Annotated in this window: 13 protein-coding genes; all 13 read right to left on the bottom strand. The window is 39.4% G+C overall.

Annotation, left to right across the window (positions count from 1 at the left end; translation table 11 throughout):
* Nucleotides 1-12 precede the first annotated feature (12 nt).
* The 13 genes from J7W16_RS00770 to J7W16_RS00830 all read right to left on the bottom strand — a co-directional run bounded on the left by J7W16_RS00770 (nucleotide 13) and on the right by J7W16_RS00830 (nucleotide 13,468).
* On the bottom strand, nucleotides 13-1,053 hold the full coding sequence (locus tag J7W16_RS00770; RefSeq protein WP_210595025.1) for a rod shape-determining protein: 1,041 nt from the start codon (nucleotides 1,051-1,053) through the stop codon (nucleotides 13-15).
* Between the two features lie 194 nt (nucleotides 1,054-1,247).
* Complete coding sequence (gene radC, locus J7W16_RS00775) at nucleotides 1,248-1,937, bottom strand: RadC family protein (RefSeq protein WP_283245998.1); 690 nt, start codon at nucleotides 1,935-1,937, stop codon at nucleotides 1,248-1,250.
* A gap of 57 nt (nucleotides 1,938-1,994) precedes the next feature.
* A complete protein-coding gene (locus J7W16_RS00780) occupies nucleotides 1,995-2,567 on the bottom strand; it encodes a Maf family protein (RefSeq protein ID WP_210595026.1) in 573 nt (190 codons plus the stop codon).
* A 678-nt stretch (nucleotides 2,568-3,245) separates the two neighbouring features.
* On the bottom strand, nucleotides 3,246-4,265 hold the full coding sequence (locus J7W16_RS00785; protein WP_210595027.1) for a hypothetical protein: 1,020 nt from the start codon (nucleotides 4,263-4,265) through the stop codon (nucleotides 3,246-3,248).
* A gap of 144 nt (nucleotides 4,266-4,409) precedes the next feature.
* Complete coding sequence (locus tag J7W16_RS00790) at nucleotides 4,410-5,174, bottom strand: hypothetical protein (protein WP_210595028.1); 765 nt, start codon at nucleotides 5,172-5,174, stop codon at nucleotides 4,410-4,412.
* Nucleotides 5,174-5,758 (bottom strand): PilN domain-containing protein, encoded by a 585-nt coding sequence (locus J7W16_RS00795; protein WP_210595029.1) that lies wholly within the window; start codon nucleotides 5,756-5,758, stop codon nucleotides 5,174-5,176. Before J7W16_RS00795 ends, J7W16_RS00790 begins: the two co-directional genes overlap by 1 nt.
* Nucleotides 5,755-6,735 carry a type IV pilus biogenesis protein PilM gene (gene pilM, locus J7W16_RS00800; RefSeq protein WP_210595030.1) on the bottom strand — a complete coding sequence of 327 codons (981 nt, stop codon included), beginning with the start codon at nucleotides 6,733-6,735 and terminating at the stop codon, nucleotides 5,755-5,757. The genes J7W16_RS00795 and pilM overlap by 4 nt, the downstream gene beginning before the upstream one ends.
* A gap of 14 nt (nucleotides 6,736-6,749) precedes the next feature.
* Entirely contained in the window at nucleotides 6,750-7,502 is a 753-nt protein-coding gene (locus tag J7W16_RS00805) for a prepilin peptidase (protein ID WP_210595031.1), read from the bottom strand.
* A 94-nt stretch (nucleotides 7,503-7,596) separates the two neighbouring features.
* Complete coding sequence (locus tag J7W16_RS00810) at nucleotides 7,597-8,046, bottom strand: prepilin-type N-terminal cleavage/methylation domain-containing protein (RefSeq protein WP_210595032.1); 450 nt, start codon at nucleotides 8,044-8,046, stop codon at nucleotides 7,597-7,599.
* A gap of 164 nt (nucleotides 8,047-8,210) precedes the next feature.
* Complete coding sequence (locus tag J7W16_RS00815) at nucleotides 8,211-9,416, bottom strand: type II secretion system F family protein (protein ID WP_210595033.1); 1,206 nt, start codon at nucleotides 9,414-9,416, stop codon at nucleotides 8,211-8,213.
* Nucleotides 9,416-10,456: a type IV pilus twitching motility protein PilT gene (locus J7W16_RS00820; RefSeq protein WP_210595034.1), complete on the bottom strand. Its 1,041-nt coding sequence runs from the start codon at nucleotides 10,454-10,456 to the stop codon at nucleotides 9,416-9,418. The genes J7W16_RS00815 and J7W16_RS00820 overlap by 1 nt, the downstream gene beginning before the upstream one ends.
* Nucleotides 10,457-10,476: 20 nt before the next feature.
* Nucleotides 10,477-12,141: a GspE/PulE family protein gene (locus J7W16_RS00825; RefSeq protein WP_419095799.1), complete on the bottom strand. Its 1,665-nt coding sequence runs from the start codon at nucleotides 12,139-12,141 to the stop codon at nucleotides 10,477-10,479.
* Nucleotides 12,128-13,468 (bottom strand): G5 domain-containing protein, encoded by a 1,341-nt coding sequence (locus J7W16_RS00830; RefSeq protein WP_210595036.1) that lies wholly within the window; start codon nucleotides 13,466-13,468, stop codon nucleotides 12,128-12,130. The genes J7W16_RS00825 and J7W16_RS00830 overlap by 14 nt, the downstream gene beginning before the upstream one ends.
* Nucleotides 13,469-13,471 lie beyond the last annotated feature (3 nt).

The following is a 13,471-nucleotide window of genomic DNA, read 5'->3' on the forward strand; positions in this document are numbered from 1 at the left end:
GCTGACACCTACTTACCATTTTCTATCAGAACGTGATGTAATACCATTTTTCGATCTAAATAAATGTAAATTTTCTAATGCACGACCAGTACCAATCGCTACACAATCGAGAGGGTTTTCAGCCACAACAACTGGCATATTCGTCTCATCACTTAATACGCGATCTAAATTTCGTAGTAATGCTCCACCACCGGTTAAGACAATTCCTCTATCCATGATATCTGCTGCGAGTTCTGGCGGCGATTGCTCAAGGGTATTCTTAACTGCTTCAATGATCGTCTGAACAGTATCAGATAGAGCCCCAGCGATCTCCTCTGCCGATACAGTGATCGTCTTTGGTAGACCTGTAAGTAAGTCACGACCACGAATGTCCATGTCGGCAACACCATCAGGAGCACCTGCTGAACCGATCTCAACCTTTAATGATTCAGACGTCCGTTCACCAATCATTAAATTATACGTCTTTTTCACATATTGGATAATGGCTTCATCCATCTCATCACCAGCGACACGTATCGATTGGCTTGTAACAATACCACCAAGAGAAATAATCGCAACCTCAGTTGTACCACCACCAATATCGACAACCATGCTACCAGTTGGCTCCCAAACGGGAAGGTCTGCACCAATAGCAGCCGCAAATGGCTCCTCTAGCGTGTAAGCCTCTTTTGCTCCAGCTTGTTTCGTTGCATCTTCAACCGCTCGTTTTTCAACAGCTGTAATCCCAGACGGTACACAGACCATCACAGATGGTTTACGTGCAAAAACAGAACGATTTCTTAACGCCTGTCGTATAAAATACTTTAACATTGTAGCTGTTGTATCAAAATCTGCAATAACACCGTCTTTCATTGGTCTTACTGCAACGATATTACCAGGTGTACGACCAATCATATTCTTTGCATCATTTCCGACCGCTTCAATAGAACCTGTATCAGTCCGAAGAGCAACAACAGATGGTTCCCGTACGACAATCCCCTTATTCTTAACGTACACAAGTGTATTTGCCGTACCTAAATCAATTCCTATATCTTTTGAAAACCCACCAAACATCTATGTATCTCCCTTCACTACAATTCGAAAGTCATAAGCATCATTATATCGAATTATCCATTAAAAAAATAGCCTAAGTTCCCCAAGTTCAGTAATATTACATAAAGATAATTGGGCAACAATACTATGTTACCACTCTTAGTGCTCCTATGCTATCAATATCATTAAAAATCAAGGATAATGTCCATCCTAGGTTAGACGTATCCTTGCTCCTTTAAACTAACGAACTTCTGGTCGCCAATAATAATATGATCGAGTACATCAATTCCTAGCACCTTGCCTGATTCATGAAGTCGTTTGGTTACTTCAATATCCTCCCTGCTCGGTGTCGGGTCACCTGAAGGGTGATTATGCAAGCAAATTAAAGAAGCAGCAGACCGCCTAAATGCTTCCTTAAATACTTCCCTCGGATGAACAATACTCGCATTTAAGCTACCTATGAAAATCGTTTGACGATGAATCACCTGGTTCTTGGTATTTAAATATAAGCAATCAAAATGTTCCTGAGTTAGAAAGCGCATGTCCTCCATTACATAATTAGATACGTCCTCGGGTGATCTGATTACATAGCGTTCCTCTGTCTTCATACAATGAATTCTTCGCCCAAGCTCAATTGCTGCCGAGAGCTCAATCGCTTTGACTTCACCGATTCCATTAATCGAGCATAATTCTTCAATTACAGCATCCTTTAACAGGACAAGTCCGTCGAAGGTCGATAAGACTCGCTGAGATAACTGGAGAACCGATTCATTCTTCGTTCCACTTCGCAATAATATGGCTAAAAGCTCTTGATTAGAAAGGGCACGTGCACCTGATTTCAGCATTCGTTCACGAGGCCTTTCATGAACAGGGACATCACTAAAGAGGAGTGATTGTTGGGGCAAAGGAAATTCTCCTTTCTACTATGCACGGATAATGGGGATTTCATGTGTGAACTAGCTTTAAATGTTAGGGGAAATATTCAATTGCTTAAGTGCTCTTATCGTTTTCGCTAAAGGCAAACCCATTACGGTATAATAATCACCATGTATCGAATGAACGAGATAAGCCCCTAATCCCTGGATTCCATATGCTCCAGCTTTGTCAAAGGGCTCACCACTTCTGATATACATAGAAATGTCCTCTTCGCTAAGGGAATAAAAGCTAACCTCCGTTTCTGCATAAAAATGCAAGCTCTGCTCTAATGAACAGATCGAGACACCTGTGTAAACAGTATGTGTTTGACCAGAGAGTTGTTCTAGCATCGATCTGGCTTCATCAACCGTATTAGGCTTTCCTAAAATCATGCCACGATGGTAAACAATCGTATCTGCACCTAAAACGACCGCGTCCTGTGAACGACTCCAAATATCTTCAGCCTTCTGAACAGCTAAACGCTGAACAACTTCCTCCGGTTTCAAGCCTTCGTCGACACGTTCTTCCTTTTGACTTGATTCAATTGTAAAAGTGTACTTTGCTTGTTCTAGGAGTTCTTTTCGCCTCGGGGAACTTGAAGCTAAAATGAAAGATTTCATGAAGGGACACCTCGTCAATAGTTTTATTCTATTGTACAAGGATAAGTTAAGAATACCAAATTTTTCTTTTATCCACAATTTAATTTTTCCTTATTTTTGAAATTAGTATAATTACTATACATCAAATAATTCCTGTTAAAGAAGGCCGGAATATAAGTGATGCTGCCTACTTTTACATACCTAACAGACAGGAAAAGGACGTGGTTTAGATCCTAGAACTTGCTTACGGACATTGGTTCCGCTAAACAATGAGAAAAACGAGAATTCGTGATGTAACGGACATATGATCCGTTATTCACTATTATAAGGGGCATTTCTTTAAGATTTATATGAAATAAAGGATTAAATGTCCGTAAACATGGAAAGGAAGGGGAATTATTGAGGTTTAAGAGATCATATGTCCGTAAAGAGTTCTCAAACCGTACTCAGTCTAAGGAGGTACCCTTCAACTGGTGGAAATTCCACTACTTCGTCATATCTTCTGCTAAAAAGAGCCCTTTTTCAATGGCCTCATCAAAAAGCCAAAGGTGAGCCCCCACAGTCATAGACGAGGAAGCTCACCGGTTTCCCTCGGAAAGCGAAGTATTTCAGTAGCGGTTTACGTCCGCCAACTATTTGTTCGGACTTTCTAGTGTTAAATCACTTTTTCCCTTCCTAGCCTCTTTAGTAACTTGACACTTACAATGATTTAATTAACAGCTCATACTTTACTAGAACTTCAAGTAAAGACTGTTGCGCATTCCAAAGGTCTTTCTCCTCCGAAGATGAAAGAGCTTTCTTCAGACCATCTTTTGCGAGGACGAGCTTATCCCCGATCGCGAGTGCGTGAGTTTGAGCTTCTTTAGAGAGTTGTGAAAAGGCTTGATTACGGCTCTCCTGCAAAGAATTTAATTTTTCATCCAGTTGCTTCATACGATCTTCCGTAATCATGCCCCCACCATTTAAGCCGTCAATGGAAAGTTGGATTGTTTCTTGATAGATCGAGATTGCTTCAGTAAACCATTGCTTCATTTCTTCACTTTGGCCCTGAACTGCTTGACCATCAACTCGGTATGATTTAAGATACGTTTCTTGACCGTAGCCTTCGTATAAACCACTTAATTTTGTTGCTTGTGCCCTGTCCCCTGCGACTCCAATAAACATGTAGATAGGGTCGGTTTCCTCGGTTAAGACAGCGGCTAGATTTTTCTCATGAAGCTTAGCGACAGTATCTATTCCTTGTTCACGCTCAGTAAATGCAGCACCTTGAACAACCTCAAGTGTTAGTGTTGGTAGGCCTGAAGTATTTTCAGAAAAGCTTGGCACAGCACCTGTCGTTGTTTCATTGCCTTCAACTTGTTCATTGTTAGTGAAAACATTAAGCATGACTAGACCGAGACTAATTCCAACAATGACTGCTGATACTAATGCTGCGACAAGCATAAATGGAAAGGGCCCCTTGGGACTCGACTGTGGTTTCTTTTTTCGTTTAAACGGAAGCTTTGGACTGTTTTCCCGATTTCCATCATCCCAATAAGGTTGTCCATTACGTCTTCGAATGTCATGCTCTTCAGTAAAATCAATCACATTTTGCGGGGGCAGATGATGAACTTGTTTTTCATCCTGTGGTTCGGTGGTTGCTGCGACTTCTGTACTTTCACGGATCGATTGCTCTTTTCCATTTAACTTGACAGAGATTGACTGCTTCTTTTGTTCCATTTGTTTATGCACCCCTTTCTACCAATTAACGAATGATATAGTTCATTCTATTAAACCAATCCGATTGATAGAACAAAAAAATAAAAAAAGTTGTTATAAAGGAATCGAATCGATACCATATAACAACTCTCATGGATTGCACACTTATTGGTCTTCTTTTACTCCATAGTACAATGGATTAGATTTATTACTAGGATCTTCATGATCATGTGTCGGTAAATCCTCCTGCAATTCAGAAAGTCCAGGCAAATAATAAGTAGAAACTTCGATTGTATATTGAAGGTCATCAACTGTCTGATCAAGCAAACGTACTTCCTGGTTCCCTGAAAATGTCAATTGATTAACAGTAGTAATTCGTTGAAGCTTCTCAATCTCCTTTAGAAACACCATCATCTCATCATAGCTAGGCGAAACAACAGTCATTTGGGAAGTAATCTTTTCGATACCTTCTGGAGTTGGCACCTCTCCCTCATTAACCGCATCAGAATCAGTTACATCTGTTTGTTGTTCTTCCATTCTAGTATCCATTTCTTCTTCCAATGTAGCGGCTTCATCTGATTCGAGACCTTCAAATGAACTCATTGAAAATTGATAATTTAAAATAAGACTTTCAGAAAGAATTTCCGACCTTTCTAAATCTAATAAGAACTGATCCAGAAGAGGTGCAACAGGTACCTGTTTTTGAAGACCAGTTGAATTTAACGTTGTAATTTGAGTTTCTCGTTTAGCTAGTTCAGACTCAACGGATGCTAAGAGCTGTTCCTCTGTTTCAAGCTGTTGTGTTGACCTATCCAACTCAAGCTTTAACGGCTTCACGTACGTATAATAGAGGAAAAACGGTATCGCAATGAGTAATAATGTTATAAAAGCGATTAATAATCGCTTGACCCCTGGCTGTAATTCAACCATTACTCATCTCCCTCCTCTTTCAGCAATTCTGCTACATTCAGTTTCACAGTGAAATCCGCTAGATAGCGAGGAAGGATCTCTTCCTCTGAATCTTCTACCTCTTCCATCTCTTCAGCTGTGATCGAAAGCAGATTCGCTTCTTCAATGAACGTGCTATCTGTTAGCTCAAACAAATAGGCTGACACTTCAGCAGGAGTATCAAATTGAATTGAAATTTGAACAGTTCCTTCATCAACAAAAGTATAATTCATGAAATAACCACGCTCTGGCAGCTTTTCTACAAATCGAGAGAGAAGATCAGCACTTGACATTTTCTGTTTCTGAATCCAGTTAATTTGGCTCTCGATAACATCTATTGTCGATGCCTCTGGGGTTTCCTGTAGCTTCTGTTCTTGAATTCCGCGTAACTGCTCGGTCACTTGTATTGTTTCCTGTGTTGTCTGAAGTTCAGTTTTTAATGAATTGTAATGAAAGAAAAAGATAATTGAAGAAATAATTATAATAGCAAGAATCACAAGAATGACAATAAGTGATGTGAGACTTCTCTCTTTTCTCTTAGGTAGTAAATTTATTTCAACAATCATTTCGGCACCTCTTTTAAAGCTAATCCCATTGTCGTTAAATAACGAGGAGCAATTGAGAAACCCGCTTCATTAAACAGATCAGTAGCACTCTCGAGTTTAATTGGTAAGCTCTCATTCATCTGATTGTAGATATGCTTGATGTAAGGGTGATCACCTGTTAAAACTAGATGAGAAACTTCGGCCTCACCTTTATGAAGCGAATATTTATAGAAATTCAGTATCCGTTCAATTTCTCCAATGGTATCTTGTAAATCACTATATAAAATCATTTCATCCCCAGTAAAGTGGAGCTGAACCATTTCCTGACTTTCTTCAATTTCAAATTGCTCGACGTGTCCTGCATTAACAAGATGATGCACGTATTTAGGTTTATGCTGGTGAAAAATACTAACACCAACTGCATCGACATCAAATTCGATAAACATGAGATGTTCTTTCGGATCAACCCGGTCAAGTGTAAATAACAGCCGGTACATTGCAAGAGCATTAATTTCAATTGAAACAGGATTGATTTTCGCTTCCTCCAGTACACTTACGTATTCTTGAATGATTGGTTCTGGGGCAGCAAAGAGCAATATTTTCTTACCATTATCAACATTATCTAACGTCACATAATCAAAGAAAGGATTTGCAAACGGTAGTGGAATGCTATTACCAAGCTCCATGAACAAATACCCTTTTATTTCCTCCTTTTTTATAGAGGTTGGTATTGAAAGCTCCCGAAAGAATACATGAGCATCCGGAACAATAAAATGAACGTCCTTCCTCCGCAAGCCCCATTCGTCGACACATTCCTCTAAAATCATAACTAGACGGTCACGATCAATAATTTTTCCATCTCGAATCACTCCAGTTGGCAAATACTTCTCACCAGAGGAGAGTGGATCAGTAATATCATTATGATTCATCATCGCATAGCGAATCACATGATCTTTGATGATCAGGCTGACTGACTTTGATTTTTTAAATTTAAACATGTGTTCTCCTCCTTCTACAACTGATGCCAATACCAAGTAATTAAATCTTCACCAACGAACAGGCTAACTAAGGCCCCGACCACGATAAAAGGTCCGAATGGAATCGGTTGTCCACGCTTTGCCTTTTTTAAGGCAATGGCAATAATCCCAAAAACCGCTCCAACAAACGAAGCAAAAAAGAGCGTTAACAAGGTAAGCTGCCAGCCAAGGACAAAGCCAAGAACAGCAAACAACTTAATATCGCCTCCACCCATGCCCCCTTTACTGACAACAGCGATAAGGAACAACACCCCGAACCCTACCAATGCTCCAACGTAAGACTCCCACCATGGAACAGCTGGAAATACTAATCGGTAGATAAGGAAGCATCCTCCAAAAAAGAGCAATACCTTATCGGAAATAATCATATAAGCCAAATCAGAAACAAGAATAATCATAAGCAAGGAACAAAATAACAAAAGTAATGGCAATTCCTTTGACCAGCCCACTGCTAAAAATGAGATCGTAAAAAGAGATGCCGTTGCAAGTTCAATTGCAGGGTATATCAAAGAAACCGATGTCTTACACTTTCGACAACGACCACGTAAAAACAAATAAGAAAAAACAGGAATGAGTTCAAAAGCCTTTAACTGATGACCACAAGACGTGCAATGAGACGGTGGTGCCACAATCGATTCACCTTTAGGAATACGAAGACCGACAACATTAAAGAAAGAGCCGAAGATGAGGCCGAAGATAAATACTATAACAATGTAAATCATGTCCATGTTACCCATCCTTTTTGAAAGAGGATGATACTGGTGAGAGTATCATCCTCTATGTTTGTAAATAATTTTATTAGCTCTACTACTAGTTTCAGGATCAGTCTGTGTTTTCTTCTCCTTCTTCAGCTACTTCTCCAGGTAGAGTTACATCCCCTCTAACTAATTGTGAAGCATCTTCAGTAGAACCAGTAATATAGTTCATCAATGTAACTCGGTATTCTCCATCGACCAAATTAACAGTCACAGCATCACCTGTATATGCATTATCAGTTGAAGGATCACTAATTACTCCTAAGTAATCATTCTCTTGTAAGACAGTTAAAGTAACTGCGTTATCAGGGTCATTTTCTGTAGCAAAATATAATTTCGCTGCATTAGCAATCTGCTGAGCATTAGCCACGTGAGCATCTCGTCTTGAATTCTCCATAATATTCCCAATAGAAACAACCGCAATCGCCGCAATAATCCCAATAATAACAATAACGACTAAAAGTTCAATAAGTGTTAAACCACGTTCGTTCTTCATTACTTTCAATTTTTTAAACATCCATACATTCCTCACTTTTCGTTTTTTTTGGTTAAATAGCGATGTTAACCTCATGATCAAAGACGTAGTCACTTACTCATAAATAACTAAATGAATACTGCTTTCATACCTAACCTTTTACCTATTATACTACTATCCGACAAAAAAACATACTAGTTTTACAGTTAAATTTCCCCATAAATTTGAAACATTGGCACCATAATCGCAATGACAATAACGCCGACAACTCCGGCTAATAAAACGATCATTAATGGCTCAATTAACGATTTTAGGCGGTCAGTAATGTTCTCGACTTCTTGTTCATAAAAATCGGCGACCTTTTCAAGCATTAGATCAAGTGAACCGGTTTCTTCCCCAATTGAAATCATTTGAACGACAAGGGGTGGAAATACCCACGACTTTCGCATTGGCTCGGTTAACCTTTCACCATTTTCAAGAGCATGACGCGATTGTTTCATAATTGCGGCAATTACTTCATTACCAACAACTTTCTCAACTATTTTTATCGCTTGTAAAATAGGGACAGAGCTTGAAAAAAGGGAACTAAGTGTTCGCGTCATTCTTGCCAATGCTGCAAGCTGTAGCAATTTTCCAAATATCGGCATCTTAAGAAGTACAAGATCTAAATAGTAGCGACTCTTTTTATTCTGCTTAATCATCTGTAGAGCAATGATAAATATAAGTACAATAACCAGTAAAACCCACCAATAAGATTGTAAAAAGTCACTAGAGTTTAAGACAAATAGAGTAATCGCTGGTAACTCTCCACCTAAACTTGAAAGCATGTTCGCGAATGTAGGAACAACCGTTGTTAGCAAAAAAATTACAACACCGATTGCAATAATTCCTACAACGACTGGATAGGCGAGTGCGGAAATGACTTTTTGTTTCGTTTTATGCTGCTTCTCAAAATGAATCGCTAAACGGTCTAATGCTTCATCCATTGTCCCGCTCAATTCCCCTGCTTTGATCATATTAATCACAATCGGAGGAAAGATTCTTTTATGTTTAATAGCAGCTTCAGAAAAAGGAAGTCCTGATCGAAGCTCTTCTTCAATCACTTCTAACGCTTTACGTAGTGCTTTACTACTCGTTTGTTTTGAAAGGATATTGGTTGATTCAACGATCGACACACCAGCTTTTAATAGTGTAGAAAACTGGCGTAAATAAATCGCAAAGTCTTGTAGTCTGACAGGATTTCCAAATGAAATCTCTTTATTTAATCCTGTTGCCTTTACCTCTTCTAGCTCTTGGACAGCAATATGGCGTTCTTTGAGTTTAATAGCTGCTTCTCGCTTGGATTGACTAACAACCGTTCCTTTTTTTACTTTTCCGGAGAGGTCTCGACCAGCATATTTGAATTGTGGCATTAGTTACTCTCCTTTTGTAAATAAGGTTCAGCGATTTCTGCGGAGATCTTCTGCTGCTCGACCAATGTCTTGATTGACATATCTAATGTATGCATCCCGACCGACTTACTCGTTTGCATGACATTTTGAATCTGATAGATCTTTTCATTACGAATTAAATTCGCAACAGCCGAATTATTAATCAATACTTCTGTCGCAGCACATCGACCTTTACGATCTGTCGTTACAAACAAACGCTGCGAAACAACTGCCTTTAAGACACTTGCCAGCTGGATACGGATCTGGGCCTGTTGAATGGGTGGAAATACATCAATGATTCGATCAATTGTTGAAGGACCACTTGTTGTGTGCAATGTCCCTAAAACAAGATGGCCTGTCTCCGCTGCCGTAATCGCCGTTGAAATTGTTTCAAGGTCTCGCATTTCTCCAACCAAAATGACGTCTGGATCTTGCCTTAATGACGCTCTAAGACCATTAACAAAATTATTCGTATCAAATCCAATTTCACGTTGATCAATAATACATTTTTGATGCTTATGCAAATATTCAATCGGATCTTCAAGCGTAATAATATGGCGACTCATATGTTCATTCATATAATGAATAAGAGCTGCTAATGTCGTTGACTTCCCGCTACCAGTTGGTCCTGTAACTAGTACGAGTCCTTGTGGCAGCCCTGCAATCTTCTCTAAAATCGCAGGCATCTGCAGAGATTCTAATGTTGGAATCACCGTTGGAATGACACGAATTGCAAGACTCAAACATGATCGCTGGTAGAAGGCATTTATTCGAAATCGAGACACTTGAGCAATCCCATAAGAAAAGTCAACCTCACCATTTGACTCAAGCTTTGCTTTTTGACTATCATTTAACAATGCCATCGCCATTCCTTCAGTATCCTCGGGGAGTAACTTATCTTTACCGTATCGTTTCAAATCACCATTTATCCGAAAAATGGGGGGGACACCAACTGTAAGATGAATATCAGAGGCATTAAGCTGAAATGCAGCACGAAGTAAATGATCAATTCGTTCCTTCATCTATGACATACCTCCGTCCTTTAATCACTGGTCACGACACGTAATATTTCTTCAGTTGTTGACAATCCTTGTTTCACTTTTAATAATCCATCATCAATTAAAAAAATCGTGCCCGCTTTAATTGCATACTCCTTAATCTCACTTGAACTCCGGTTATTCATGATCATTTTCTTAATTGTTTCATCAATAACGAGAATTTCATGGATTGCGAGTCTTCCCTTATAGCCAGTCATATTGCAAATCGGACAACCTTTCCCTCGAAACACGGTCGTTACCTTCATCCCACGTTTGGCAAAGATCATTTTCTCACGTTCTGTTGCTTCGACTTCTGCTTTGCAATCCCGACAGATGCGACGAACTAAACGTTGTGCGACTACTCCACTTAATGATGAAGCCACTAGAAACGGCTCAAGCCCCATATCAATAAGTCTTGTTACAGTACTAATTGAGTCGTTCGTATGAACCGTACTTAAGACTAAATGACCTGTTAATGAAGCTCGAACGGCAATTTCTGCAGTCTCAGCATCACGAATCTCTCCGACCATTACAATGTCCGGGTCTTGTCTAAGAATGGCACGAAGTCCTGCTGCAAAAGTCATTCCTACCTTGGCATTCACTTGAATTTGATTAATTCCTTCAAGCTGGTACTCGACCGGGTCCTCAACAGTAATAATATTTACTTCCTCAGCGTTAAGTCGGTTTAAACTCGCATATAGCGTCGAGGATTTCCCAGATCCAGTTGGACCTGTAATTAAAACGATGCCTGTTGGTTTCTCAATCATTTCGTTAAACCGCTTTATATGAATCTTATTAAATCCTAATTTATCAATATCGTTAATAGAAGCTCCAAGGTCTAATATACGCATAACAACCTTTTCACCATAGACCGTTGGAAGAGTTGAGACACGTAGATCAACGGGATGGAATTCAAGGCTTACTTTAATCCTGCCATCCTGGGGAACACGACTTTCAGTAATATCTAAATTAGCCATAATTTTAATTCTCGCAATGAGAATATTTTGCATATGCTTTGGCAATATTCGTTCTGTTTTCAAAAGCCCATCAACGCGGTAGCGAATGAGTACTCTCGTTTCTTGAGTATCGATATGAATATCACTTGCTCGTTGCTGAACAGCACGTAACAATAGCTGATTAACAAGCTTGACAATGGGTGCCTCTTCATTTGTTACTTCATCTTGTTCCTTTTCATTAATAACACCTAAATCATCCAACAGCTCATCGACTGCATCATCATCTGTATCATAATATTTATGGGTTGTTCGAATGATATCGTCCTTTGTGGCAATGGCTACATCAATTTGGAAACCTGTTGATAGGCGCAACTCATCAATTGCATAGTAATCCATTGGATCTGCCATCGCAACAAGGAGCTTATCGCCTTCCTTTTTCAGCGGCATAATGAGGTTTCTCGTTGCCATTTCCTTTGGTATCATCTTAGTCACTTGCGGATCAATCGGATATCTGTATAAACTGACATGCGGAATTCCAAGCTGAAACTCAAGAACTTCAATCAATTGCTGATCTGTGATAAAGCCTTGTTGAAGAATGGCATCACCAAGCTTTTGATTAGCTGACTTCTCAGCCAATGTTTGCTTCAGTTGCTTTTCCGAGATTAATCCAGATTCGACTAACAAATCACCTAATCGCTTCCTAGTCTTGGCCATCTTCATTCACCTCTTCTTCTCCCTTGACAGGTTCTGTTTCATCATTTTCGACAATCGTTTCTAAGTCTGAATCTTGATCAATGTCTTGGCTCTCTTCACTCTCTAAACTTTCTTCGCTTTGATCATCACTTTGCTCGTTTGTATTAGTCAGCCCTGGAGAGGATCCGCTGACCTCTTGATCGAGTAAGCTTCTTTCAACAACGCGATGAATGGGACGATAGAAATCTTCTGTCACTAATTCGCGTTCAATCAATGATCCATTTCTGTCTATTTTCTTTCGATAGACACTAACGAAGTAGCCATCGCTTCCTTCAACTACTGTTCTACTTGATCCCTTTTGTACTTTGGCTGAGTATTGCAGTATTGTCCTCGGATGGATTGTTTTCTCATTTTCTAGTTCGGTTTCGTAAGTATGTTCTAAAGGAGGTCCTTTAATCATTATGACTAAGCGATTAGCTTCTAGCTCGAAGTTCAATGTATAGGTATTAAGAGTAGTATTAACAAAAACAAAATCATCGTCTTCATCTACAAGAACGTCGAAACCGACTTTGGTATACTCAGGCTTTTCATTTCCAATCGATCGTTCAATAACATCAAAATCGGTTTGAAGAACCGCTTCATATAATACGGATGCGACAATGGAACGTGCAGTATCATTTTGTTCTGTCATTCCCATTTCTGTAAGAACACGATTCATTGAAAATGATTGCTCACCTTCTATCGAATAACCATCAAGCACTGTAACAATTTGATGTATTCCCTCAAATATATCTGTTTCAATTGTCGCCGTTGCCACTGTTTCTGGGGCTAGGGCTGAATGAATTTTGTATTCTTTTAAATTAAATGATAGATTCTTAAGTTGTAAATGGGCCACTTGCTCGGTGATATCAGCTATTAATTGCCTAGTATCAATCGTCTCTAATTGAACAGGTAGTGCTTCTACCGCTTCTAAGAAATAAGACTCATTGATCTTTGCAATTAACCCCTTTGTTGCTGCATCTTCTGCTAGTGAAACACTTTCCACGATGTTAAAGTCAATGGCTTGATGTGACAAGATAACCTCATGTTCCGCATATTCCAACGTCACGGTTGTACCTTGCCGCCATAGCTCAACCTCTTCTTCAAGAACAGCTCGTGCCGACTCTGTAGTAAGTCCAGCTATACTTGTTGATGCAATAATGGTGTTCTCTTGGAACGTTTCCTCACCTACTATAAGCTGAAGAATGAAGGATGCCACCATTGTGAAAAGTAGAACACCGAACAGACTGCTCCCTAACAAGATGAGTGTCTTACCATAATTTAATTTAGTTTGTTGTTGAACACTCATTTG

Source organism: Halalkalibacter suaedae (genome assembly GCF_017939705.1).
In the GTDB taxonomy this organism is placed as follows: domain Bacteria; phylum Bacillota; class Bacilli; order Bacillales; family Bacillaceae_D; genus Halalkalibacter; species Halalkalibacter suaedae.

What these genes read in the sequence shown, in the direction of transcription:
- J7W16_RS00770 (WP_210595025.1), bottom strand. Translation starts at nt 1,053, where the DNA reads ATGTTTGGTGGGTTTTCAAAAGATATAGGAATTGATTTAGGTACGGCA.
- J7W16_RS00780 (WP_210595026.1), bottom strand. Translation starts at nt 2,567, where the DNA reads ATGAAATCTTTCATTTTAGCTTCAAGTTCCCCGAGGCGAAAAGAACTC.
- J7W16_RS00785 (WP_210595027.1), bottom strand. Translation starts at nt 4,265, where the DNA reads ATGGAACAAAAGAAGCAGTCAATCTCTGTCAAGTTAAATGGAAAAGAG.
- J7W16_RS00790 (WP_210595028.1), bottom strand. Translation starts at nt 5,174, where the DNA reads ATGGTTGAATTACAGCCAGGGGTCAAGCGATTATTAATCGCTTTTATA.
- J7W16_RS00795 (WP_210595029.1), bottom strand. Translation starts at nt 5,758, where the DNA reads ATGATTGTTGAAATAAATTTACTACCTAAGAGAAAAGAGAGAAGTCTC.
- pilM (WP_210595030.1), bottom strand. Translation starts at nt 6,735, where the DNA reads ATGTTTAAATTTAAAAAATCAAAGTCAGTCAGCCTGATCATCAAAGAT.
- J7W16_RS00805 (WP_210595031.1), bottom strand. Translation starts at nt 7,502, where the DNA reads ATGGACATGATTTACATTGTTATAGTATTTATCTTCGGCCTCATCTTC.
- J7W16_RS00810 (WP_210595032.1), bottom strand. Translation starts at nt 8,046, where the DNA reads ATGTTTAAAAAATTGAAAGTAATGAAGAACGAACGTGGTTTAACACTT.
- J7W16_RS00815 (WP_210595033.1), bottom strand. Translation starts at nt 9,416, where the DNA reads ATGCCACAATTCAAATATGCTGGTCGAGACCTCTCCGGAAAAGTAAAA.
- J7W16_RS00820 (WP_210595034.1), bottom strand. Translation starts at nt 10,456, where the DNA reads ATGAAGGAACGAATTGATCATTTACTTCGTGCTGCATTTCAGCTTAAT.
- J7W16_RS00825 (WP_419095799.1), bottom strand. Translation starts at nt 12,141, where the DNA reads ATGGCCAAGACTAGGAAGCGATTAGGTGATTTGTTAGTCGAATCTGGA.
- J7W16_RS00830 (WP_210595036.1), bottom strand. Translation starts at nt 13,468, where the DNA reads ATGAGTGTTCAACAACAAACTAAATTAAATTATGGTAAGACACTCATC.